Source organism: Kitasatospora sp. NPDC097643, from assembly GCF_040302625.1.
Classification (GTDB): Bacteria; Actinomycetota; Actinomycetes; order Streptomycetales; family Streptomycetaceae; genus Kitasatospora.
In genome coordinates, this window is sequence record NZ_JBEOSA010000086.1 from 12210 (window position 1) to 34159 (window position 21950).

The window sequence follows — 21950 nt, forward strand, 5'->3', positions numbered from 1 at the left end:
CGGCGGTGGCGGTCCGGTCACCTAGCCTGACCGGGCCCGCCGTCCGGCGGCCAGGGGGTCCGGCGCCGAGTGAGCCCGGCCGACTCGTGGACAGGGGTGCACGTGGTTTCGTCGGGTTCGGGCGAACCGGGGGTGGCGCCGGCGACGCGCGGCGCGAGGTTCCGGGCGTGGATGCTGGAAGGCCTGTCGGACATGGCCAAGCAGCACCCCGGACCGCACGCCCAGGCGCCCCAGCACGAGGGCCAGAGCTGGTGGCGGGTCATGTGTCTGACCGGCGTGGACTACTTCTCGACCCTCGGCTACCAGCCCGGCATCGCCGCCCTGGCCGCCGGACTGCTCTCCCCGGTGGCGACCGTCGTTCTGGTGATCGTCACCCTGCTCGGCGCCCTGCCGGTCTACCGGCGGGTGGCGAAGGAGAGCCCGCACGGGGAGGGCTCGATCGCGATGCTGGAGCGGCTGCTCTCGTTCTGGCAGGGCAAGCTGTTCGTGCTGACGCTGCTCGGGTTCGCGGCCACCGACTTCATGATCACCATCACCCTGTCGGCCGCCGACGGCGCCGCGCACCTGGTCGAGAACCCGCACGTGAGCAGCGTGCTGGGCGGCAAGCAGATGCTGGTCACGCTGCTGCTGGTGGCCCTGCTCGGGGCGGTGTTCCTGCGGGGCTTCGGGGAGGCGATCGGGGTCGCCGTCGTCCTGGTCGCCGTCTACCTCGCGCTCAACGTGGTCGTGGTGGTCGACGGCCTCTGGGAGGTGTTGAAGTCGCCGCACGTGGTCAGTGACTGGACGGAGGCGCTGACCGCCGAACACGGCAACGTGATCGCGATGGTCGGCGTGGCGCTGACCGTCTTCCCCAAGCTCGCGCTCGGCCTCTCCGGCTTCGAGACCGGCGTCGCCGTGATGCCGCACATCCTGGGCGACCCGGACGACACCGAGGAGCGCCCGACCGGCCGGATCCGCGGCGCCCGCAAGCTGCTCACCACGGCGGCCGTGATCATGAGCGTCTTCCTGATCACGACCAGCTTCATCACCACCGTGCTGATCCCCCCGGAGGCCTTCAAGCCCGGCGGTGAGGCGAACGGCCGGGCGCTCGCCTACCTCGCCCACGAGTACCTGGGCAGCACCTTCGGCACCATCTACGACCTCTCCACCATCGCCATCCTCTGGTTCGCCGGCGCCTCGGCGATGGCGGGCATGCTCAATCTGATGCCGCGCTACCTGCCCCGCTACGGCATGGCGCCGCACTGGGCCCGGGCGGTGCGGCCGCTGGTGATCGTGCTGACCCTGATCGCCTTCCTGGTCACCTGGATCTTCGACGCCAGTGTGGACGCCCAGGGCGGTGCCTACGCCACCGGTGTGCTGGTGCTGATCAGTTCGGCGGCGATCGCCGTGACCATCGCCTCCCACAAGGCGGAGCAGCGCCGCTGGACCGTCGGCTTCGCGGTGATCGCCGGCGTGTTCCTCTACACCACGGCCGTCAACATCGCCGAGCGGCCCGACGGCGTCAAGATCGGCGCCTGCTTCATCGCGGGCATCGTGCTGGTCTCCCTCCTCTCCCGGCTCAAGCGCGCCTTCGAACTGCGCGTCACCGACGTGGTGCTGGACGACGTCGCCGAACGGTTCGTCCGGGACTACATGCACCGACCGCTGCGGCTGATCGCCAACGAGCCGAACAGCCGGGACCTGGTCGAGTACCGCGAGAAGATCCGCCAGATCCGCACCGACAACGACATCCCGGCCGAGGACGACCTGGTGTTCGTCGAGGTCACCGTGCTGGACCCGTCCGACTTCGAGGCCGAGCTGAACGTCCACGGCGAGGTGCTGCACGAGCGCTTCCGCGTCCTGTCGCTGCAGAGCTCCAGCGTGCCGAACGCGCTGGCTGCCCTGCTGCTCCAGGTCCGCGACCTGACCGGGCAGCAGCCGCACATCTACTTCGAGTGGACCGAGGGCAACCCCTTCGCGCAGTTCCTGCGGTTCTTCCTGTTCGGACAGGGCGAGATCGCCCCGGTCACCCGCGAGGTGCTGCGCGAGGCCGAACCCGACCGCAGCCGCCGCCCGGCCGTCCACGTGGGCTGACCGTAGCTGCGGGCGGATCCGGGAGCCGCAACCGCAACCGCAGCCGCCGCCCGGCTCAGGCCCCGGAGTCCTCGGAGTCGTCCCCGAACGGCTCGTCGGACCAGCGGAAATCCGCCCGGTCGCCCTGGATGTGCAGCAGGAACCCGGCGACCGGGCCGTCGGGGGAGACCAGGGTCAACTCCGGCTCAGCGTCTCGGGTGGGACCTGCTCCAGGCGGGCGCGGCGAGGGCGACCAGGGCGATGGCGAAGCCGAGCTGGAGCAGGTGGCGGGTCCAGTCGATGCCGGTGGTGTGACGGACGCCGAGCCAGCCGGAGACGGCGTTGCCGAGCCAGGCACCGGCGGCGCCCAGCAGCATCGTCAGCCACCAGGGGATCGACTGCGGTCCGCGCAGGAGCAGTCTGGCGATCAGGCCCAGCACGAGGCCGATCATCAGAATCCACAGGAGCTGGAACATCGCGGTCCACCTTTCGCGGTTGGTCCCAGGATCGCCCGGTTGGGCCAAACGGGCACGTCGACCGGCGTCGCCGCAGGCCACGGCGCCGCCGAAGGTGTGGGGGCGGGCGGCGAAAAGGCGCCGTCGGGCAGGCCGGAAACCCTCTGTCCGTCCGGGAGGTGGCGCGGATAGGAATGGGAGATGACGTGGACGCGCCGCGTCGTTGAGAGGAGCCGCCCCGTGACCCGACTTCGCGCCGCCGTGCTGACCCTGGGCTGTACCGCCGCCGCCCTCACCCTGACCATGGGCACGGCGCAAGCCGCGCCCGGCGACACCACCACGATGTGCGGCTCCTCGCTGACCCCGGGCGGCTACGTCGATGTCCAGTGGTGGAACAGCTTCAGCTGCGGCTCCACGTTCAACCCGAACATCAAGAAGGTCATGCAGCTCACCGGCTACCCGGTCGGCACCGTCGTCAACGCCTGTGCCTCCACCTACCCGCCGGCGGGCTGGGTCCAGGTCAGCAGCTACTACAGCTCGGGTTGCAACTACTCGGCCGTGCCGAGCTTCAACAACAACTCCTGGCAGCTGAAGCGCGTCGCTTGACGCTGCGGGCGCGCTGGGGCCGGGGCCCGGTCAGGGCTCCAGGACGGCCTCCACGGCCTCGCGGACGTCCGGGTGCGGGTCGTCCGCGAGGCCGCCCACCAGCTCCCGCGCGCCGGGCGTCCGCCAGCAGGAGACGGCCCAGACCAGCTCCTCCCGGACCGCAGGGTCGGGGTGCGCGGCCAGCCGGGCGACGGCGTCCACCGGGCCCCGGCGGCGCCGGCCCAGTAGGTCCAGCACTTTGCGCAGCTCGGCCGGATCGCCCGGATCACCCGCTGCCTCGATCCGGGCCAGCAGCACCGGGACGGGCGGCGGCGGGCCGTCCAGCGGATCGGAATGGCGCTCGCGCAGGCGGCGTCCGCCGTACTCGCCGCGGATCTGGCAGCCCGCGCAGGTGCAGGGCCGGGTCCCGTGCGCGTCCGGCTTGTAGCGCCAGCCGGCGACCTGCGGGACGGCCCGGATCCGGTGCACCTCGCGGGCGTCCACCGCGCGGGGGACGAACACCTCCCAGCCGCGCGGGTCCGGCAGCGCGCCGATCCGGCGCACCGCCTCGGCGGCGGACAGCTCCTGCTGGGCGTCCCGTGCCCGGTCCCGGTAGTGCCCGGCCAGCACCGGCTGCGCGTCGTCCAGCCGGACGTGCACCGCGACCAGCGAACCCCGGGGACCGAACCGGGCCAGCTCGCGCAGCCACTGGTGGGTCAGCGTGTACGAGGGCAGCACCGGGAAGCAGTACACGCCACGCCGACCGCCCTGCCCCCGGCTGTCGGCCCGGACACCGGAGCGGCGGACCCGCGGCGCGTTCGCCGCCGACGTCAGATGAACGAACATCGCCATGGGGCGGGATGTTAGCGGCAGCGCGAGGACCAGCCGGCGGAATTTTTCCGCACAGGTGTCGAATCGGCCCGGTGTGCCGCGTCGGGGATCATGAGGGCGCGAGAGCCGCGGCCACGCTCGACGAGGAGAGACCGATGACCACCAGGTACCTGCTGCTGAACTACCAGCCCGTCGACGGCGGCCCCGGGCCCGAGGAGTGGGGCGAGCAGCACGAGCTGTGGTCGGCCTACGACCGGGCCCTCAAGGAGGCCGGCGTGTTCGTCGCCAACGAGGGTCTCGGCCGGCCCGAGGTCGCCACCACCGTGCGGGTGCGCGGCGGAAAGCGGGAGATCGTCGACGGGCCGTTCGCCGAGACCAAGGAGTACCTGGCCGGGTACTTCGTGATCGACGTGCCCGACCTGGACGCCGCGCTCGACTGGGCCGCCCGGATGCCCGCCAGCGGCTACGGCTCGGTGGAGGTCCGCCCGGTGTGGGCCGCCACTCGGAGCGCCGGCGACTGGGCCGACCGCCAGGGCGAGGCGTGACCGACGGCCCCGGGTGGGACGTGGACCTGCTCGACGACGGCCCGGCGGCCGCCGTCGAGCGGGTCTTCCGCGCGGAGCACGGCGCCGTCCTCGCGACCCTGATCCGCTACGTCGGTGACTTCCAGCTCGCCGAGGACGCCCTTCAGGACGCCCTCGCCTCGGCCGTCGAGTCCTGGGCCCGCGACGGGGTGCCCGCCAACCCGGCCGCCTGGATCACCGTCGCGGCCCGCCGCAAGGCGATCGACCGCCTGCGCCGCGAACGCTCCGTCGCCGACCGGGCCGCCCGGCTCGCCGAGCTCGCCCGCCTCGACGCCCAGACCCACCCCGCCGAGGACGACCCCGACGGCGCGCCCGAGGACGACCGGCTGCGGCTCGTCTTCACCTGCTGCCATCCGGCCCTGGCGGTGCCCGCCCGGGTCGCGCTCACCCTGAAGACCCTCGGCGGCCTCAGCACCGCCGAGATCGCCCGCGCCTTCCTGGTCACCGAGACCACGATGGCCCAGCGGCTCGCGCGGGCGAAGCGCAAGATCGCCGAGGCGCGCATCCCCTACCGGGTGCCGGGCGCCGACGCCCTGCCCGAGCGGGTCGACGCCGTGCTGGCCGTGCTCTACCTGATCTTCAACGAGGGCTACGGCGCCGCCGAGGGTGACCGGCTGGTCCGGGCCGAGCTCTGCGCGGAGGCCATCCGGCTCGCCCGGCTGCTCTGCGCCCTGCTACCCGAGGACGCCGAGGCGCGCGGGCTGCTCGCGCTGATACTGCTGCACGACGCCCGCCGCCCCGCCCGGCTCGACGCCGAGGGCCGGTACGTGCCGCTCGACGAGCAGGACCGCGGCCGCTGGGACGGCGGGCGGATCCGCGAGGGGCTGACCGTGCTGGAGTCGGCGTTCGCGCTGCGCCGGATCGGGCCGTACCAGTTGCAGGCGGCCATCGCCGCCCAGCACGTCCGGGCCGGGCGACCGGAGCGGACGGACTGGGCCGCGATCGCCGAGCTGTACCGGCTGCTCGGGCGGCTGGACCCGTCCCCGGTGATCGAGATCAACCGGGCCGTCGCCGTCGCCCGGGCCACCCGGCCCCAGGCCGGGCTCACCCTGCTCGCCCCGCTGCTCGACGACCCCCGCCTCGCCCGCTACCAGCCGCTGCACGCCGCCCACGCCGACCTGCTGCGCTGCGCGGACCGGACGACGGAGGCCGCGGCGGCGTACCGGGAGGCGATCGCGCTGACCGGCAACGAGGTGGAGCGGGCGGAGCTGGAGCGGCGGCTGGCGGCGGTTGAGGGCGTGGACGTGGGGGGTGTGCTCGGCGGGGGCACGGACGTTGGGGGCGCGGTCGGCCGGGGTGCGGGCGGCGGTCCGGTCGGGAATGCTGGCGGGGACGCCGGCGGGAGTGCCGCCGCGAGCGAGGAGGAGCGGGGATGAACCAGCGCCTGCTGCGGCTGACCGGTGCCGCCACCGCCGCCTACGGGCTGGCCGTCGCCCGCTGGCCGGGGCTGCTGGCGCGGCCGTCCGGACTGGCCGGGGCGGACGGCGCGGTGGCGCCGGAGGTCGCGGCCTGTCTGCGGCCGCTGGCCTTCCGGGACGCGGCGAGCGGGCTGGCGATGGCGCTGGCGCCGGGTGAGTCCGCGCTGCGGACGGCGGCGCTGGTGCGGATCGCCTCCGATCTGGGGGACGCCGCCCTGCTCGGGACGGTGCTGCCGCAGCGGCGGCACCGGGTGATGGCGGTGGTGGTGTCGGTGGGGTGGGGCGCGCTGTCGGTGGCCGGGTTGCTGGCGCGGCCGGCGGCGCCGGTGCCGGCGGCGCTCAGGGCCGCCTGACCGCGCCCGCCCGGTGGCGGTCCGGGGCGGGCGCGGTCCCGTGCGAGTGGCGCCGCCCGGCGGCTACGCCGTGCCGGTGCGGCGGGCGATCAGCGCGGCGAGGCCGTCGAGGATCCGGTCCAGGCCGAAGTCGAGGGCGTTGTCGCGGCCGCCCTCCTCGGTGATGGCGGCGGCCAGGGCGGGGTAACGCTCGGCGTTCCGGTGCACCAGGGTGCCCAGGATGGTGAGGAGTTCGGCCTCGGGGGAGCCGCCCGGCCCGGTGGCCCGGGACTGTTCGGCGATGCTGCGGACGTGTCCGGCGAGCAGGACGGCGGCGTCCATCCGTTCGGGGCCGGTCAGCCCGTGGCCGTCCAGGGCGGCCACCACCCGTTCCAGCCAGGTGAGTTCCCTGGGGCCGAGCACGCGGGGGCCGACGGTGGCGTCCAGCAGCCAGGGATGCCGGGTGAAGGATTCGGTCAAGTATCCGGCCCAGGCGGTGAGTTGCTCCCGCCAGTCGAGGGGCGTGCCGGCCTCGGGGGGTTCACCGACGGCGGACTCGACCATCAGGGCGACCAGTTCGGCCTTGCCCGGCACATAGCGGTAGAGCGACATCTTCGTGTAGTCGAGCAGCCCGGCCACCTTCTGCATCGAGACCGCGCCGAGCCCTTCGGCGTCCGCGATCTCGACTCCGGCCGCGGCGATCCGCTCCAGGCTGAGGGCCGGTTTCGGCCCCCGGGTCGGTTTGGCCGGGGGCCCCCAGAGCAGCCGCACCGTGTCGTTCTCCATCTCGCTCACTTCCCGCTCCTGTCCGTGGATTTCCTGGGGGCTTGTGCTCCGACCTAACTGTGTCTACCGTACACAGCAACGAACAGTGTCCACCAGACACAGTTTCCTGGCCTCCCTGAACGGAGTGGTTGTGATGAGCACCAAGGTCCTGATCTCGGGCGCGAGTATCGCCGGCCCCGCCCTGGCTCACTGGCTCGGCCGGTACGGCTTCGACGTCACCGTCGTCGAGCTCGCCCCGGCGCTGCGCGACGGCGGCCAGAACGTCGACTTCCGCGGCCGCACCCACCTGACCGTGCTGGAGCGGATGGGCGTGCTCGACGAGTTGCGCTCGCTCGACACCGGCGGCAGCCCGATGACCTTCCTCGGCCCGGACGGCCGCCAACTCCTCCACCTGCCCGCCGAGTTCGCGGGCGGCGAGGTGGAGATCCCGCGCGGTGAACTCGCCCAGCTGCTCCACCGGCACAGCCGGGACCGGGCCGAGTACCTCTTCGGTGACTCGATCACCGCCCTGGAGGAGACGCCCAGCGGCGTGCGGGTCGCGTTCCGGCACGCCGCGCCGCGCGAGTTCGACCTGGTGATCGGCGCGGACGGGCTGCACTCCAACGTCCGCCGGCTGGCCTTCGGCCCCGAGGAGCGGTTCGTCCGCCACCTCGGCTACTACGCGGCCACCTGGGCACTGCCCAACTACCTGGGCCTGCCGCCCGGTTCGGTCGGCCTGAACGCGCCCGGCCGCTTCGTCTCGGTCGGCGCCGACCACCGGGACCCGACCCGGGCGGGGGCCTTCTGCCTCTTCGCCTCGCCCGAACTGCGCTACGACCGGCACGACCCGGCGCAGCAGAAGGCGCTGCTCCGGGACGCCTTCGCGGGCCTCGGCTGGGAGGTGCCCCGCCTGCTGGAGAGCCTGGAGGCCGCCCCCGAGCTGTACTTCGACTCGATCGGCCGGGCCGACGTGCCGAGCTGGTCGAACGGCCGGATCGCCCTGCTCGGCGACGCCGCCTGCGGCGCCACCATCGGCGGCATGGGCACCGGCACCGCCGTGGTGGCCGCGTACGTCCTGGCCGGCGAGCTGGTCCGGGCCCGCGGCGACCACCGGGCCGCCTTCGCCCGGTACGAGCAGCTGCTGCGCGGCTACGCCCAGGGCTGCCAGAAGGGCGGCGACCGGACCGGGCCGTTCCTGGCGCCGCGCACCGCCACCGGTCTGCGGGTGCGCAGCGGACTGCTGAACCGGCGGTGGGTGCTGAACAAGATGCTGGAGCTCGGCAAGGAGGTCAGCAGCGTGGAACTGCCGGACTACAGCCGGGAGTTCGCCGCGTGATCGCGGGCTCAGTGGGCGCGGGCTCAGTGGGTGTGGCCTCGGTGGGCGTGGCCTCGGTGGGCGTGGCCGAGGGCTCAGCGCGGCAACGGGACGATCCGCGAGCCGCTCTCCAGCACCGCCTCCAGCTGGACGCTCGTCCGCGCTGGGCGGTCCACCGCGAGCGTGTGGTCCGGGACGGGCTTGTCGGCGGACCAGTCCGGGCCCTTGACGGTGAGCCGGGCGACCCGCCGACTGCCCGCCGCGAGCAGGAACTCCGTCCCCTGCGGGGAGCGCCACCACGTCCAGCCGACGGTGTCCGGCTCGAAGCGGCCGCAGGTCCGGCCAGGGCCGCCGCCAGTGCGCTGCGGGCCACGGGCGGACGGCAGCAGCACGGCGGTGGCGGCGCTGCCCTCCCCGTTCCAGCGGTCGGCGCGCAGACAGAACCAGGCGGCGGTGCCCGCGTTCTGCGGCAGCGGCTGCACCGCGAACGCCCACACGGTGAGCTGCCGGACGCCGGGGGTGGCGTCCGGGACGGCGCAGCCCGCGCGGGCCCAGGCCTGCAAGGCGTCCGGGCCGGTCGCCTCGCGCGGCTCGCGGTCGGGCTGGGAACGGTCGGGGGGTGGGGTGCGGTCGGCGGTCGGGGCGCGGTCCGGGGGCGGGGTGAAGGTGAGGTGCGCGGGGAGCAGCCCGCCCAGGTCGGCCAGCAGGAAGGCCTGCTTCTCGGCGGCCGGGGAGATCGCCGGGGAGGAACGCAGTTGGAGCACGGAGGCGCCCTGGCAGTCCGTCAGCAGACCGGCCGGGGCGGCCGCGGTCACGCCGTCGGGGTGGTCCAACGGCCGGCTCGGGGCGTCGGGTTGGTCGATCCGGCGGGTCTCGGCAGCGTCCACCCAGGGCGCCAGCAGATAGCGGACGGCGGTGCCCTGGCGGCGCAGCACCACCGCGCCCGCCGTCGTCGGGTCGCCGTCGTCGGCCCGGGCGAGGTCCAGGCCGCCGCCGGGCCCGTCGGTGAACCGGGCGAGCCGCTGCCCGTCGAAGAGCAGGACGACGGCGGTGCCGTCGACCGTGCCGGCGAACAGCAGCCGTGGCGGGGTGGCGGGCGGAGCGGTGTCCACGCCCGGTTCGGCGCGGCTCTGCGGGCCGGGCCGCTCCCACGCCGCCAGCGCGCGGCCGAGCAGCGCGCCGTCCTCGCGCCGGTCGCCCCGGGTGGGCCAGGCGGTGAAGTCGATCCGCGAGGTGTGCTGCCACAGCTCCGGCGGCACCCGGACCAGGCGGGCCGGATCGGTGGCGGCGCCCGCGGGCGGGGCGGGCAGCGGACGGGCGGCGGGCACCGCGGTGCCGGCGCCGCCGAGCACGGCCGCCGTGCTGGTCAGCCCGAGCGCGCCGACCAGCAGGGCGGCGGTGCGGGTGCGACGGCGGCGCAGCAGGTCGGTGGGCTGGACCCGGACGGCGCACGGGTCGAAGGCCGGGGGCTCGGGCTCCGCGGGGCCGGACAGCCCGGCCGCCGCCGTGACCGCCTCCTCGGCCTGTGCGACGCCGGCGGCGCGCAGCGTCTCGGCGGTCCGTTCCGCGTTCAGCCCCTCGACGGCGCGCAGCGCGAACGCGGCCCGGGCGGGTGCGTCGAGCGCCCCCAACGCGCGGTCCAGCGCCGCGTCCTCCTCGCCGCCGTGCGGGGTGAACAGGCGCAGGCCCCAGACCCGGGGCGCCAGCAGCCGCCGGGCCGGCGCCGGGTGCAGGGCGGCGCGCAGCACCCGCAGGCGCAGCGCCGCGTACACCGGGCCTTCGTCGCCGTCCGGCGGTTCGGGCTGCCGGGACCAGCGGCTGGGAAGGGCGCGCTGGACGGCGGCGTGTGCGGCGAGCACCCGGCTGTGGCGGTCCCGGTCGGCGGGCAGCGCCAGGTAGGCCAGCCGGACCAGCCTCCGGTAGTGGCGCACCAGCGCGGCCTCGGCCTGCGCCACCGGCCGTGCCCCGGCGCCCTGGGGCGGTACCGCCGCGCCCCCTGTCCGTCCTGCCAACGGGCCCTCCCCAAAGGTGTGCGTGCTGTCGTGTGGTGGACGGTCCAACGAGTCGATCATGTGATGGTTGCGCCGTCCGGGGCGCCGGGTGCGGGGCGGGTGCGGGGCGGGCGCGGGCGCAGCAGTCGGCGGCCGGGTACCGGGCCGTTGGTCCCACCCGTTCGGCCCCATGGCCCCTGGCGGTTCGAGCCGCCGGGCGGGATGCTGCCGGTACCGGCCGGGACGATCCACCCGGACGAACCAGCGTCGTGGACGAGGTGAACCGGCGTGCGGCATGCCACCGTCGAATCAGTGATGACCAGCCCCGTGGTCCGGGTCGCGCCCGAGACCGGCTTCCGGGAGATCGTCACCTTGCTGACCGAGTACGACATCACCGGTGTACCGGTGGTGGACGGCGAGGGTCGGCCGCTCGGCGTGATCTCCGAGGCAGATCTGCTGCGCACCCTGGCCGCGCAGGACGATCCGGGCAGCCTGTTGCCGGCCCCCGAGTCGGCGGGCGCCGGGGCGGGCGGCGCGGTGACGGCCGCCGACCTGATGACCACGCAGCCGGTCTGCACCACGCCCGACACCAGCGTGGTCGCGGCGGCCCGGCTGATGAGCCGGCACGGGCTGAAGCGGCTGCCGGTGCTGGACGAGGACGGGCGGGTGATCGCCATGGTCAGCCGCGGCGACCTGCTGCGGGTGTTCCTGCGGGAGGACCGGGTGATCCGGCGCGAGATCGTCGAGGAGGTGCTCGGCCGGATCGAGGGGGTCAGCCCGGCCGAGATCGGCGTGGAGGTCGACCAGGGCCGGGTGGTGCTCAGCGGCACGGTGCCCGAGCCGCACCTGGTGTCGATCGTGCTGAACCTCTGCCGCTCGGTGGACGGCGTGGTATCGGTCACCGACCGGCTGGACACCGGTGGAACCCCGGCGCCGGTGGGCTGATCCCCGCGTCCGGCGCGCTCTGGTCCGCCGGGCTCCGGTCCGCCGCGCCGGCAGGGGAGCTGGGCGGTGTCGGGCAGCGGGGCCTCGTCGGGCCGGCCAGGTGTTGCGTCGGCCGGGTCGGGGCTCGTGCGGCGGGTGCGTTCCGCCCACGCGGCCACCGGCGGGCCCGCCGCACCCAGCGCCGCGAAGAACGCGCCGAGCACGACGACGGCGAGGACGGCGAGGACGGCGAGGACGGCGAGCGCCGGCGCGATCCAGGCCGGAACGTCCGCCGTCAGGGCCATCAAGGGGTAGCTGACCAGGAAGAGCAGCCCCGCGAGGCGGAACGCCCGGCCGCCCTCGCACGGGGTTTTCACCCGGGAGCCGATCCTGCTCCGGAGCAGGACACACACCCCGCTGTTGACCGCGTAGACCGCCGCCACGGTCCAGCGGGGCGCGTCGGTGTGGGCGGACAGCCAGATCGGCAGCAGCAGGGAGACGGTCTGGTACTGCAGGCCCATCGCGCCGTAGAGCGCGACGAAGGACACGAACGGCCGGTCGGACAGGACGGCCCAGCGGTGGTGCTCCTCGGGCCGGGGCGGGGGCGGGTAGTTCGGGACGCCGCCCAGGGCGATCAGGCCGGCGCAGGCGAAGCCGGCGGCATTGGCGAGGATGAGCGCGGTGTACGCCGGGCGGGTGCCGACCGAGACGGCGAAGGCGGCGCCGAGGGTGCCCAGGATCACGCCGAGGTTGACGAAGGTACGGAGCTTCGCCCGGAAGGCCGCCGGGCGTTCATCGCCGGCCCGGGCGATCAGCGCGCCGCCTGCGGCGCCGCCCGCCGTTGCCGCGAGCCGGTCCAGGGTGGCGATGAGCGTGAACGTGGCCCAGTCGTCGCTGAGGACGAACGAGGCCATCGTCGCGGCCTGCATCATGAGGGCCGTCAACCACACCGTGCGCGGGCCGTACCGGTCGGCCAGGTTCCCGGCCGGGATCCCGGCCAGCAGCCCGACCAGCCCGGCGATCGTCAGGCCGACACCGACCCGGGCGGCGGGCAGGTGCACCACCAGCGTGAAGTAGAGCACCGCGGCGGTGTTGAACAGCCCGTTGCCCACCCGGCTGACGAAGCTCGCGGCGATGAGGGCACGCTGCGGACCGTTCGGCGCCGGCACGCTGGACATCCGCTGTTCGGCGCTCTTCCCGATCGTGCGGAACAGGCTAGCAACGCCCCCCTCAGGAGCCCACCGCCCGGTTTGGGCCCGGGCCGTGGGCTCCTGAGGGGGTGTCCCGGGTGCGGCCGGCCCGAGGGGCGCCCCGCCGCGGCGCTACTCCACCTACTCCACCGCCGTCCGCACCGTCAGTGCCGCCTCCCGGACGTCGGCCTGCGGGTGCCTCCGCAGCGTGCGGAGCGCGGCGCGCCAGTGCGGTGGCCACCCGGTGCGCGAGCCCAGGGCGTGGGCGAGGCCGACCGCGAACAGGCCGTGCGCGCAGCCGCCGTGGGCCGCCAGCCGTTCGGCCACACCGCGCAGCACCGTCGGGTCGCCCGGACGGCGCGGGGTGTTGAGCCTGCTCCGCAGGGCCTCCGCCGTGCGGGCGGCCAGCACCGGGCGGTCGGCGTGCAGGGCGGCCAACCGGTCGAGTTCGGCGAGCAGGTGGTCGTGCGTCGCGTCGAAGTCCAGGGCGGCGGTCCACAGTTGGATGGCCTGGGGCGCGAAGTCGGGTGCGGTGGAGAGGAGTTCGGCCGCCGCACCGGCCGTCGCCACGGCCGCGGCCGACGGGCGGTCGGCGACGCCCGCACCGAGCCGGGCGACCAGGTGGTCGATCCGCTGCCGGGCCGGCCGGTCCCGGTCGGCCGCCGCGTCCAGCCCGGCGTCCTCCCCGTACTGCTCGCCGCCCGCGAACTGCGCCTCGCCGGCCAGCAGTTGCGCCAGTGCCTCGGTCAGCCGACGACCCGTGCCGCCGGTGGACAGCGTCGCCAGGCCAGTCGCCGAGGCCCGCCAGGAGGAGCGGTTGGCGAGGTCGACGGTGCCCGCCAGCAACAGCTGTTCCGCTTCCGGGTACCAGGGCGCCCAGGCGGACAGCAGGTCGAGCGCGGCGTGGGCCGTCTCCGGGTCGTCGCCGCTCGCCACCCGGCCGACCAGGGCGGCGTAGCGGGCGCGGTCGGTGGTGGGCAGGTCCAGCGGCCGGGTGCGCAGCACCGCGGACCGGGCCACGGGTGCGCCCGCCGCGCCACCTTCGAGCAGCCGCCAGGCCGCGGGCGCCGGGAGCAGGCCGACGACCGCGGCCACCGCGGCCGCCCGTACGTCGCGGTGCTGCCCGGGCAGGTCGTGCACCTCGGCGAGGAGCGCGCCGGCGGTGTCCACCGGCAGCAGGCGGGCGACCAGCCGGACCAGTTCCTTCCGGCTGGTGACCTTCGCTCCGACGGCGGCGGCTGCCGTCGCCCCGCCGGCCGCCCGGTCCGGGCCGTCCGCTGCCGGCAGCAGCGCCGCCCGCAGCATGGGCGCCAGCCGGGACGGCGCGACGAATCCGGCGGCTCGCCCGGCCGCGTAGAGCGCCACCCGCGCCCGGTCGTTCCCCGCCTGGGCGAGCAGCAACGGCAGCGCCTCGGCGGGCCGGTCCGTCCAGACCAGGGCCCAGAGCGCGGCCTCGGCGAGCACGGTGTCCAGGGACTCGACGTAGCGGCGGACGGTGGCCAAGCCGAGCTCGGGGACCGCCACCAGGGTGCGCAGGTGCCCGGCCCGCACGTGCACGGGCAGCGAGGCGTCCCCCGCCGCCCCGGCCAGCAGACGGGCGGCGGCCGCGCGCTGCCTGGGCACCCAGCACTCGATCCCGTCGACCGGCGGCAGCCAGCGCGCCCCCTTCACCAGGAAGCGCCCGTACGGCGGGGTGTCGGCGAGCACGGTGTCCAGCAGGTCGGTGCGCCGGCGGGCCAGCACGTCGAGCACCGGCCGCAGGACGGCTGCCGACGGCTCCAGCTCCAGCACCCGTGCCACCCGCTCGTCCCGGGTCGCCGGGTCGGCGAGCCAGTACGGGACGGCCTGGATGACGGTCGCGTTGTTGCCGAACTGGATGGCCTCCCAGAGGAGTTCCTGCAACTCGGGCAGGTGGCGGGCGCGCCGGCCCAGGGCCCCGGCCAGGGCGAAGGTCAGCGTGTGGTCGACCTTGTCCGCGCCGGCCGCCAGCCACGGTCGCAGCGCCTCGAAGACCTGGACCTCCTGACCGCGCCGCAGCACGGTGTCCAGCCGGCCCAGCGGCACGCTGCCCAGCGTCCCGGAGAGCTGCCGCAGGGTGTCCAAGGCCCAGCCCACCAGCGCCTGTTCGCCGCTCACCGCATGCTCCCGCAGCACCCCGAGGGCCAGCCGGGAGAGCGCCTCCCGGGCGGTCCAGGAGGTGTCCCGGGCCTCGACGGCGTCGGTGGCGATCCGGCCGAGGGCGGTGGCCGCCGCCCCGGTGAAGAGCGCGGGCGGGACCGCCGCCAACGCGACCAGCGCGGGGGCGCGGACCGGATCCTGCTCGTTGCGCAACCGCACCAGCTCGTCGAGCAGCTCGCCGACCGCGTCCGCCCGCCCCGACCGGGCCGCGTTGCGGACCAGCAGCGGGTACGCCAGCGCCCGGTCCTCCGCGGCCGGCCGGCGGGTGGCGGCGAGCAGCCGGGGCCAGGCCTCGGCCACCGGCAGATGGGCGACGTGGGCCAGCACGACCGACCACCCGGCGCCGCGCTCGACGGCCTGCGCGGCCATCCGCCGGGCCTCGGCCTGCGCCCGTCGGCGGGGCAACGCGTCGAGCACGGCCTCGGACAGCTCACTGCGGCTCAGGTCCCGTCCGGCGGTGGCGTGGTCGTAGAACGCCTCGCGCCGGGACGGCGGCAGGGCGCGCAGCAGCCGCGCGAGCCACAGCGGGGCGGTGCTCCAGGCCCGGCCGAGGTCCGACAGCTCGGGCGGGTCGAGCCGGGCGGCCCGGGTCAGCGCGCTGCGGGAGATCGACGCGGTGGCGGCACGTTCGGGCGGCGTGATCAGCCGGATGGTCCGGCCGGGCGCGGCGGTCAGCAGCCGGCCCAGGCACTGCTGCACCGGCAGCGGCAAACGCGTGGGGCAGTGGCGTTCCAGCAGGTCCAGCACCCGCTCCGGCCGTTGCCCGGCAACGGCCGCCAAGGCGGCGCCGTTGCGCCCCCACCAGGCGACCCGGACCGGCTCGGGCAACTCGTCGAGCTGCCGGGTCACCTCGTCCAGCACCAGGTCGGGGTAGCGGCGGGCCAGGTGGCGCCATTGCGCCACGGCCAGGAACAGCTCGGGCAGGAACTCGGCCACGGTCTCGGGCCCGCACGCGGACAGCAGCCGGGCGGCCGCCGCGTCCCCCCACGACTGCCGGACGGAGAGCAGCAGCCGCTCCGCCAGCGCGGTGCGCCCGCGGGCCACGACCAAGGCGGTGAGCCGGTGGCGCAGGACGGCGGGCGCATCGACCAGCGCCGCCGCCAGCACCTCGTCCGCGACGGGCAGATGGATCGCCGCCTTCAAGGCCTGGCGGCTGACGGCCGGGTCGGGATCGGTCAGCCGCGCGGCGACGAACTCGACGTCCTCGGCGATCGTCGCGGCGACCCCGGCCAGCCCTCGGCCGTAAGCCCCGCGCGTGTCCAGCTCCGCCAGCAGCGGCCTGAGCTGCTCCGATCCGCCGCCCTGGCGCAGCAGCCCCTTCGTCCAGGCGGCGAGCCGCCTCATCCGGTTCGGGTAGGCGAGCGGATCGAGCTCGGCGAGGAGATGGTCGACGGCTTCGGCGGGACTCTGCGGTGCGCTGGACATGCGGGCCATTCAACAGGCCCGCGGCCCCCGTAGTCGCACGGTTTTCCGACGGACGGCGGAGCTTGCGGGCGCTGCGTGCCGCTCGGACGGAGTCTCACGTCCGGGCTCCCGGCCGGGAAGACCGGCGGGACCGTTCGATCCCCGAGCCTGCCACCGGGTTCGCCGGTGACGGGACCGGGCGGTGTTCGGGCGGCCCGGCGCTGCGCCCACCGAGCCTCACCGGTTCGCCGTGCCGGTGCTCAGCCGTGCCAGTGTCAGCTGTGCCCCGTGCTCAGCAGGGCGTCCCGCGGGGCACGGCGTAGGGCGCGTCGATGCGGTACGTGCCGGGAGCGGGTGCGCTGAGGAGGGTCCAGTTGCCGGCCCGGGTGAGACAGGCGCCGTGCGGGCCGTTGGCGGCGAGCCAGGGGGACCAGAGGATGCGGACGAGGACCGGGCCGGGGGTGCGGACGGTGAGGAGCAGTCGGGCGGCGTCGGCGTGTTCGACGGTCGCGGGCGGCTCGGCGAGCGGCTGGGCGTCGACGACCCGGAACAGCCGCCAGTGCCCGTCGTGCCAGACCTCCTCCGGCCAGGAGGGGGAGCTTCGGACGAGTGCCGCTTCGGCGGTGGAGCTGGGCTCGACGGCGGCCTCGGGCAGCACGACGTAGCCCACGGACCAGCGCTGCAACCAGGAGTGGTAGCTCGCCGCGGTGAGGGTGCCGTCGTGGAAGAGCGGGTTGCGCTGCACGTCCAGCTGGCGGTTCCAGCCCCGGGCCAGTTCGACGGCGGAGGCCAGCCCCCAGGCCTCCCAGTGGTTGAGCATCGGGACCGCCTCCACCCGACCCGCCTCCGCGTGCCGCAACTGGAGCTGCCGGACGAGGGCGTCCGCCTGCCCGGCCGGGGTGGGGGCGGGCAGGTGGACGTTGCCGTCGATCGTCCAGTACGCCGTGGCAGCGAACGCGGCCAGCAGGGCGACGGTCCGCCGGCGCGAGGAGGACGGGCCGGCGCACAGCGCGGCGAGCAGCACCACGGCGGCGAGGAGCAGGGCGAGCCGCTGGACGTTGCGGGCTATTCGGGCTCCCCGGGCGTCCACCCTGAAACTCCGCGTCGGACCCGGACGATCCGGTTCGCATATTGCCGAGCGTATCGGGTAACTCACTGTGTGTGCCTGACGGCTCGGACGGCCGGGGCACCGGAGCATTGGGGAGGCGGCCGTGGCAGTCGTGTTCGACGCGGACTTCACTTCGACCAGGCAGTGGATCGCCGGGCGCACCAGCGCCTACCCCCGGATGGGGCCGACCAACCGGAGCGACCACAAGCTCGACTACCTGAGCCGCGCCTACTGCCCCGGGGGTGTGTTCGCCGCCACCCGGCGGCACACGGGCGGGCTCTGGACCTGCAACCTGCTGACCACCGAGGGCAGCCTGGACGGCTTCCAGGTCCGCACCGGGGACGTGCTGTCGGCGCGGGTGACCCTGCCGGTCGAGCTCGGGGCCTGGCCGGCGATCTGGACCTGGCGGGACGGCGGCAACGAGGTGGACGTCTTCGAGTACCACCCCGACAACCCGGACCTGCTGGAGATCTCCAACCACGTCCGGGGCGGGTTCCGGTACTGGCACGGCGGCGGCTCCGGGATCGCGCCCGGGGCGACCTTCGGCCTGCGGGTCGTGCTCGGCGCGCACTCGGTCGACTGGTACGTCCAGGACGAGCTGGTCTACGCCGACCTGCACGGGGTCGGGGCCGGCTGGCACGCGTACCTGATCGTCAACCTGTCGGTCGCGGACGGGACGTACCACGACCGGCCGCCGCTGGACGGGCCGGACCGGCTGAGCTGGGTCTGCCACAGCCTGCGGGTGGAGCGCTGAGCGCTGGGCGCTGGGCGGTGGGTGCTGGGCGGTTGAGCGCTCGGCGGTGGGTGCTGGGCGGTTGAGCGCTCGGCGGTGGATGCCGAGCGTGGCCCGCGACCGGCCGGGCGGGTTCCCCGGGCGGGTTCCCGGGCAGGTTCCCGGGCGGTTCAGGGGGCGAACGAGGCGGTGATCGGGCCGTGCGGACCGGAGCGCTGGAACCAGACGGTCCGCCGGTTGGCGCCGATGTGCGCCGGGTGGGTCACGTACAGGTCGTTGTGCGGGGCGCTTTCGTTGCCGGGGGCGAGGGCCGCGTCCACGGCCTCGGCGGCGATCGTGTGCAGCAGGGCTACGGCGGTGGCCTCGGCGGCGGCGGGCGCGATCGCGAGGGAGGTGAGCTCGGCCCAGAGCGCCGTGGAGACGTAGGCGATCGGGCTGTGGCCGAGCGCCGGGTGGGGGCGCGGGTCCGTGTGGCGTCGCAGCGCCCCGGCGGCGACGAGCTGCTCGGGGGAGCGGTCGTCGGCCGGCGGGTGGTGGTTCATGGGCGGAAACGCTACCTCGGCGAATCGGCAGCCGAGCGCCGGAACGTTTTCTCAGGCTTTCTTCAGGTCGCTTCGCCTGCTGACGGGCGCAGGATGGTGATAAGGCGCTCATCACCTCGGCGGGCCCCGGGCGGGGTCGGAGGAGGAGGTCCCGATGAGGCATTGGCACGGGCCCGGCCACGGGATGAGTGGCTGGGGCATCGGTCTGATGGCGATCGCGATGCTGCTGGTCCTGGCGGTGCTGGTGCTCGCCGCCGTCGCGCTGTTCCGGTACGTGTCGCGGACGCCGCGACAGGTGCAGCACGGCCCGGCGGCTCCGGGCGTGGCTCCGGGCGTGACTCCGGGTGGCGGCACGCCCGCGGGCAAGGGCGGGCCGCCCGGGTGGGCGCCCGGGCCGACACCCGAGCAGCTGTTGGCGGAGCGTTTCGCGCGCGGGGAGATCGACGCGGAGGAGTACCGGCACCGGCTGGACACGCTGCGCTCGGCGAACGGGCCGGGCGGCTGACCCGGGGTAGGGGTGAGGGCCCGCCGCACCTTCCGGTGCGACGGGCCCCGCGTGCCGGTCGTGGCGTGCCGCTCGTCCGACCTCTCGACGGCGGCTGCTCGCCTGCGGACGTTGGGTCGGCGACTACCCGCCTGCGACCATCGGGTCGGCGGCCACCCACCCCCGACCGTCGCGTCGGTGACTACTCGACGATCAGCTCGACCGGGATGTTGCCGCGGGTCGCGCGGGAGTACGGGCAGACCTCGTGCGCCTGCTTCACCAGCAGTGCGCCGTTCTCGCCGGCGAGCGCCTCGGGCAGCTCGACCCGCAGCACGACGGCGAGGCCGAAGCCCGCGTCGTCCTTGCCGATGGTGACCTCGGCGGTGACCGAGACGTCGCTGGTGTCCACCCGGGCCTGGCGGCCCACCACGCCGAGGGCGCTCGCGAAGCAGGCCGCGTAGCCGGCCGCGAACAGCTGCTCGGGGTTGGTGCCCTGGCCGTTGCCGCCGAGGGCGGGCGGCATCGCCAGCGCGAGGTCCAGCTGGCCGTCGGAGCTGACGGCGCGGCCCTCGCGGCCGTTGGCGGTGGCGGCGGCGGTGTAGAGCGCGTCCATGGTCCGTTCCCTTCGAGTCCTGCGGCGGCTCGTGCGGGCCGCCTTCCGGTGACAAGTAGAGCACGCAATTCAATTGGGCACAACTCAATGGTGTGAGTGTGATCGGTACCATGGGCTTCATGACGACGCTTCCCGGCATGGCGGACGAGGAACTGCTCCGCCTCGACCAGCAGATCTGCTTCTCGCTGAACGCGGCCTCGCGCGCCTTCGGCGGCGTCTACCGGGTCCTGCTCAAGGACCTCGGGCTCACCTACCCCCAGTACCTGGTGATGCTGGTGCTCTGGGAGGACGGCGAGCTGCCGGTCAAGCGGATCGGCGAGCGGCTGCGGCTGGACTCCGGCACGCTCTCGCCGCTGCTCAAGCGCCTGGAGGCGGCCGGACTCGTCCGCCGTGAGCGCAGCCCCGAGGACGAGCGGTCCGTCACCGTCAGTCTCACCGCGGAGGGCGCGGAGCTGCGGGCGCGGGCCGGACAGGTGCCGCGCCGGCTGCTGACCGCGACCGGGCTGCCGGTGGAGGACCTGGCCGCGATGCGTGCGCTGCTGGAGCGGGTGACGGCCGCGCTGGACGCGGCGGCGGTGGAGCCGGCTCCGTAGGTCGCGCCGAGGGGTGGCGGGGCGGCCCGGGTCAAGTCGGCGGCCCGGAGGGTGTGATGTGGGTCACGCGGCGATGTGGGGGTGGGCGCAGGCGGGGCCGAACCGGCAGGTCAGCGGTGGTGTTCGGAAGCGATCGGAAACGGTCGGCAATTGTCCGGCCGATCCGGTCAACAACCCGCACCTCCCGGACGGTTACACCACGAGCCCGCAAGGGCCGTCGGCGTGCCACCCGGTGGGCCGGCCAGCTGACCCACGAAAGGGGGCGCGTGTGCGGAACACCCCCGGACCGGGCGAGGAACGGGCCCTGCGGGCGGACCCGCTCGGCGACCTGCCGGCCGACTTCGAGGCCTTCTTCACCCGCGAGAACCCCGGCTACCTCCGGTACGCGCAGCAGCGCCTGCGCCACCGCGAGGACGCGCAGGACGCCGTCCAGAACGCCGGCGCCGCGCTCTACGCGAACTGGCGCCGGGCCCTGGCCAGCGCGGACCCGCAGGCCTTCGCGTTCAAGGTCCTCAAGGACGCCGTGGTGGACGTGCTGCGCGAACGCCGCCGCGCCGAGCGCAAGCGGCTGCGGGTGATCGCCCAGCGTCGCCCCGACACCAGTCAGGACGAGCTGGAGGAGCTCGCCGAACTCGATGCCCTGGACTGGGCGATGGACGAACTCGCCCGCGCCGCGCCGGTCCAGGCCGACGTCGTCCGGCTGCGCCAGGCGGGCCTGTCCTACCCCGACATCGGCCGGACCCTCGGCATCGCGCACACCACCGCCCGCACCTACTACAGCCTAGGGCGGCGCCACCTGGAGTACCTGCTGGACCAGCCGGACGGCGGGGCCGCGCGGTGAGCGCCGCCGAGCTGCTGCGTGCGGACCGCGTCGGGCTGGAGTGCGAATTCCGCGACCACGATCCGCTGGCGTTCACCCGCCGACTGGCCGAACGGCTGGCGGCCGTCCAGTCGGCCCCGGAGCCGCGTGAGCGGCCGGCCCGCCCGCCGACGGTCGACCGTCCGTCCGTGGCCGCCCGTCCGTCGACGGCTGCCCGTCCGGCGCGCCGCCCCGGTCCGCCCGCCGCGTGGTGGACCGACGGGCGGGCCGAGCTCCGGCGCGATCTGCGGCACCTGTGTGCCGTGGTGGCCGGGGCGGTGGAACCGGGCGAGCTGGCGCTGGACCTGGAGCTCGCCGAGAAGACGGCGTTCCGGACCCTCGGCTGTCTGCTCTACGGCACGGGCCGCGCGGCGGACGGCGTGTTCTGGTGGCGGATCGCCGCCCAGTACGGCGACCAGCTCGCCGTGCACTGCCTGGCTGTGCACTACGCGGCCGAGGGGGAGACCGGGGACGCGGCGCGCTGGGCGGCGCAGGCGCAGGACCTCAGCGGGCCGGGCCGGCTGCCCGCGCTCGCCCCCGACGTCCGGCCGGGCGGCGCGGCGGAGGTGGTGCGGCTGCTGGCCGAGGGCTACGACGGGGAGATCCTGTTGACCCTGCGGGCCGGGCCCGGGCCCGGGCCCGGGGCCGGGTCGGGGGCGGCGTCGGGTGTTGGGCCGGGGGCCGGAGCGGATGCTCGGCCGGTCGCCTGGCCGGGTGCCCGCTCGGGTGCCCGCTCGGGTGGTCCGCCCGAGGCGGGCGGCGGGTGGCTGGGCCTGCGGGCGGTCCGGGGGAGGGGAGCGGCTCGGATCCGGTGAGGGCCGCGGTCGCCGAAGCCCCGAGGGCCGTTGGCCGCCGGGGCCCCTCGGACACCGGAGCCGCCGGAGCCCCGGACACCGGGTCCGCCGGACGCCGGATCCGCCGGACACCGGAGCGCCCGGGGCCGCCGCGGGGGGGCCGGCCCCCCGGCCGCCACGGCCGGGGGGGCGGGGCGGGG

General features: G+C 75.5%; 20 protein-coding genes and 2 pseudogenes. 12 read left to right on the forward strand and 10 right to left on the reverse strand.

Annotation, left to right across the window (positions count from 1 at the left end; translation table 11 throughout):
• Window positions 1-171: 171 nt before the first annotated feature.
• Window positions 172-2073: an APC family permease gene (locus ABTY15_RS35640; protein WP_350605107.1), complete on the forward strand. Its 1902-nt coding sequence runs from the start codon at window positions 172-174 to the stop codon at window positions 2071-2073.
• A 55-nt stretch (window positions 2074-2128) separates the two neighbouring features.
• On the opposite strand, the pseudogene ABTY15_RS35645 reads toward ABTY15_RS35640, so the two are convergent.
• Together ABTY15_RS35645 and ABTY15_RS35650 are read right to left on the reverse strand one after the other, a co-directional pair.
• Window positions 2129-2251 (reverse strand): annotated as a pseudogene (locus ABTY15_RS35645) (hypothetical protein); the annotation flags it as partial.
• A gap of 7 nt (window positions 2252-2258) precedes the next feature.
• Complete coding sequence (locus tag ABTY15_RS35650; protein ID WP_350605109.1) at window positions 2259-2528, reverse strand: GlsB/YeaQ/YmgE family stress response membrane protein; 270 nt, start codon at window positions 2526-2528, stop codon at window positions 2259-2261.
• Window positions 2529-2747: 219 nt separating this feature from the next.
• Between ABTY15_RS35650 and ABTY15_RS35655 the strand changes: the two genes are divergently transcribed.
• Window positions 2748-3113 (forward strand): hypothetical protein, encoded by a 366-nt coding sequence (locus ABTY15_RS35655; protein ID WP_350605111.1) that lies wholly within the window; start codon window positions 2748-2750, stop codon window positions 3111-3113.
• Between the two features lie 30 nt (window positions 3114-3143).
• Here ABTY15_RS35655 and ABTY15_RS35660 read toward each other — a convergent pair whose 3' ends face one another.
• A complete protein-coding gene (locus tag ABTY15_RS35660) occupies window positions 3144-3944 on the reverse strand; it encodes a HEAT repeat domain-containing protein (protein ID WP_350605112.1) in 801 nt (266 codons plus the stop codon).
• A gap of 134 nt (window positions 3945-4078) precedes the next feature.
• Here ABTY15_RS35660 and ABTY15_RS35665 point away from each other — a divergent pair, with 134 nt between their 5' ends.
• The 3 genes from ABTY15_RS35665 to ABTY15_RS35675 are packed head-to-tail and all read left to right on the forward strand — an operon-like array spanning window position 4079 to window position 6278.
• Complete coding sequence (locus ABTY15_RS35665) at window positions 4079-4468, forward strand: YciI family protein (RefSeq protein ID WP_350605114.1); 390 nt, start codon at window positions 4079-4081, stop codon at window positions 4466-4468.
• The gene (locus tag ABTY15_RS35670; protein WP_350605116.1) at window positions 4465-5883 is read left to right on the forward strand and encodes an RNA polymerase sigma factor; all 1419 of its coding nucleotides are present in this window, start codon (window positions 4465-4467) and stop codon (window positions 5881-5883) included. The genes ABTY15_RS35665 and ABTY15_RS35670 overlap by 4 nt, the downstream gene beginning before the upstream one ends.
• On the forward strand, window positions 5880-6278 hold the full coding sequence (locus tag ABTY15_RS35675; protein WP_350605117.1) for a hypothetical protein: 399 nt from the start codon (window positions 5880-5882) through the stop codon (window positions 6276-6278). Before ABTY15_RS35670 ends, ABTY15_RS35675 begins: the two co-directional genes overlap by 4 nt.
• A gap of 63 nt (window positions 6279-6341) precedes the next feature.
• Here the strand turns inward: ABTY15_RS35675 and ABTY15_RS35680 are convergent, their stop codons facing one another.
• On the reverse strand, window positions 6342-7043 hold the full coding sequence (locus ABTY15_RS35680) for a TetR/AcrR family transcriptional regulator (protein WP_350605139.1): 702 nt from the start codon (window positions 7041-7043) through the stop codon (window positions 6342-6344).
• Window positions 7044-7176: 133 nt separating this feature from the next.
• On the opposite strand from ABTY15_RS35680, the gene ABTY15_RS35685 reads away from it, so the two are divergent.
• Window positions 7177-8358 (forward strand): FAD-dependent monooxygenase, encoded by a 1182-nt coding sequence (locus ABTY15_RS35685; protein WP_350605119.1) that lies wholly within the window; start codon window positions 7177-7179, stop codon window positions 8356-8358.
• Between the two features lie 74 nt (window positions 8359-8432).
• Here ABTY15_RS35685 and ABTY15_RS35690 read toward each other — a convergent pair whose 3' ends face one another.
• The gene (locus ABTY15_RS35690; protein WP_350605121.1) at window positions 8433-10349 is read right to left on the reverse strand and encodes a hypothetical protein; all 1917 of its coding nucleotides are present in this window, start codon (window positions 10347-10349) and stop codon (window positions 8433-8435) included.
• 294 nt (window positions 10350-10643) lie between these two features.
• On the opposite strand from ABTY15_RS35690, the gene ABTY15_RS35695 reads away from it, so the two are divergent.
• Window positions 10644-11273, forward strand: a complete 630-nt coding sequence (locus tag ABTY15_RS35695; RefSeq protein WP_350605142.1) for a CBS domain-containing protein — start codon at window positions 10644-10646, stop codon at window positions 11271-11273.
• 206 nt (window positions 11274-11479) lie between these two features.
• Here the strand turns inward: ABTY15_RS35695 and ABTY15_RS35700 are convergent.
• The 3 genes and pseudogenes from ABTY15_RS35700 to ABTY15_RS35710 all read right to left on the reverse strand — a co-directional run.
• A pseudogene (locus ABTY15_RS35700) lies at window positions 11480-12430 on the reverse strand (MFS transporter); the annotation flags it as partial.
• A 153-nt stretch (window positions 12431-12583) separates the two neighbouring features.
• On the reverse strand, window positions 12584-16045 hold the full coding sequence (locus ABTY15_RS35705) for a hypothetical protein (RefSeq protein WP_350605122.1): 3462 nt from the start codon (window positions 16043-16045) through the stop codon (window positions 12584-12586).
• Window positions 16046-16316: 271 nt separating this feature from the next.
• Window positions 16317-17114 (reverse strand): DUF8823 domain-containing protein, encoded by a 798-nt coding sequence (locus tag ABTY15_RS35710; RefSeq protein ID WP_350605124.1) that lies wholly within the window; start codon window positions 17112-17114, stop codon window positions 16317-16319.
• A 121-nt stretch (window positions 17115-17235) separates the two neighbouring features.
• On the opposite strand from ABTY15_RS35710, the gene ABTY15_RS35715 reads away from it, so the two are divergent.
• Window positions 17236-17886: a LamG domain-containing protein gene (locus ABTY15_RS35715; RefSeq protein ID WP_350605125.1), complete on the forward strand. Its 651-nt coding sequence runs from the start codon at window positions 17236-17238 to the stop codon at window positions 17884-17886.
• A 149-nt stretch (window positions 17887-18035) separates the two neighbouring features.
• On the opposite strand, the gene ABTY15_RS35720 is transcribed toward ABTY15_RS35715, so the two are convergent.
• Window positions 18036-18407 (reverse strand): hypothetical protein, encoded by a 372-nt coding sequence (locus ABTY15_RS35720; protein WP_350605127.1) that lies wholly within the window; start codon window positions 18405-18407, stop codon window positions 18036-18038.
• 154 nt (window positions 18408-18561) lie between these two features.
• Here ABTY15_RS35720 and ABTY15_RS35725 point away from each other — a divergent pair, with 154 nt between their 5' ends.
• A complete protein-coding gene (locus ABTY15_RS35725) occupies window positions 18562-18912 on the forward strand; it encodes an SHOCT domain-containing protein (protein ID WP_350605129.1) in 351 nt (116 codons plus the stop codon).
• A 181-nt stretch (window positions 18913-19093) separates the two neighbouring features.
• Here the strand turns inward: ABTY15_RS35725 and ABTY15_RS35730 are convergent, their stop codons facing one another.
• On the reverse strand, window positions 19094-19504 hold the full coding sequence (locus ABTY15_RS35730; RefSeq protein ID WP_350605132.1) for an organic hydroperoxide resistance protein: 411 nt from the start codon (window positions 19502-19504) through the stop codon (window positions 19094-19096).
• Window positions 19505-19623: 119 nt separating this feature from the next.
• On the opposite strand from ABTY15_RS35730, the gene ABTY15_RS35735 reads away from it, so the two are divergent.
• The 3 genes from ABTY15_RS35735 (at window position 19624) to ABTY15_RS35745 (ending at window position 21771) form a co-directional block, all read left to right on the forward strand.
• On the forward strand, window positions 19624-20097 hold the full coding sequence (locus ABTY15_RS35735) for a MarR family winged helix-turn-helix transcriptional regulator (protein WP_350605133.1): 474 nt from the start codon (window positions 19624-19626) through the stop codon (window positions 20095-20097).
• 268 nt (window positions 20098-20365) lie between these two features.
• Window positions 20366-20938 carry an RNA polymerase sigma factor gene (locus tag ABTY15_RS35740; RefSeq protein ID WP_350605135.1) on the forward strand — a complete coding sequence of 191 codons (573 nt, stop codon included), beginning with the start codon at window positions 20366-20368 and terminating at the stop codon, window positions 20936-20938.
• Window positions 20935-21771: a hypothetical protein gene (locus ABTY15_RS35745; RefSeq protein WP_350605137.1), complete on the forward strand. Its 837-nt coding sequence runs from the start codon at window positions 20935-20937 to the stop codon at window positions 21769-21771. The genes ABTY15_RS35740 and ABTY15_RS35745 overlap by 4 nt, the downstream gene beginning before the upstream one ends.
• Window positions 21772-21950 lie beyond the last annotated feature (179 nt).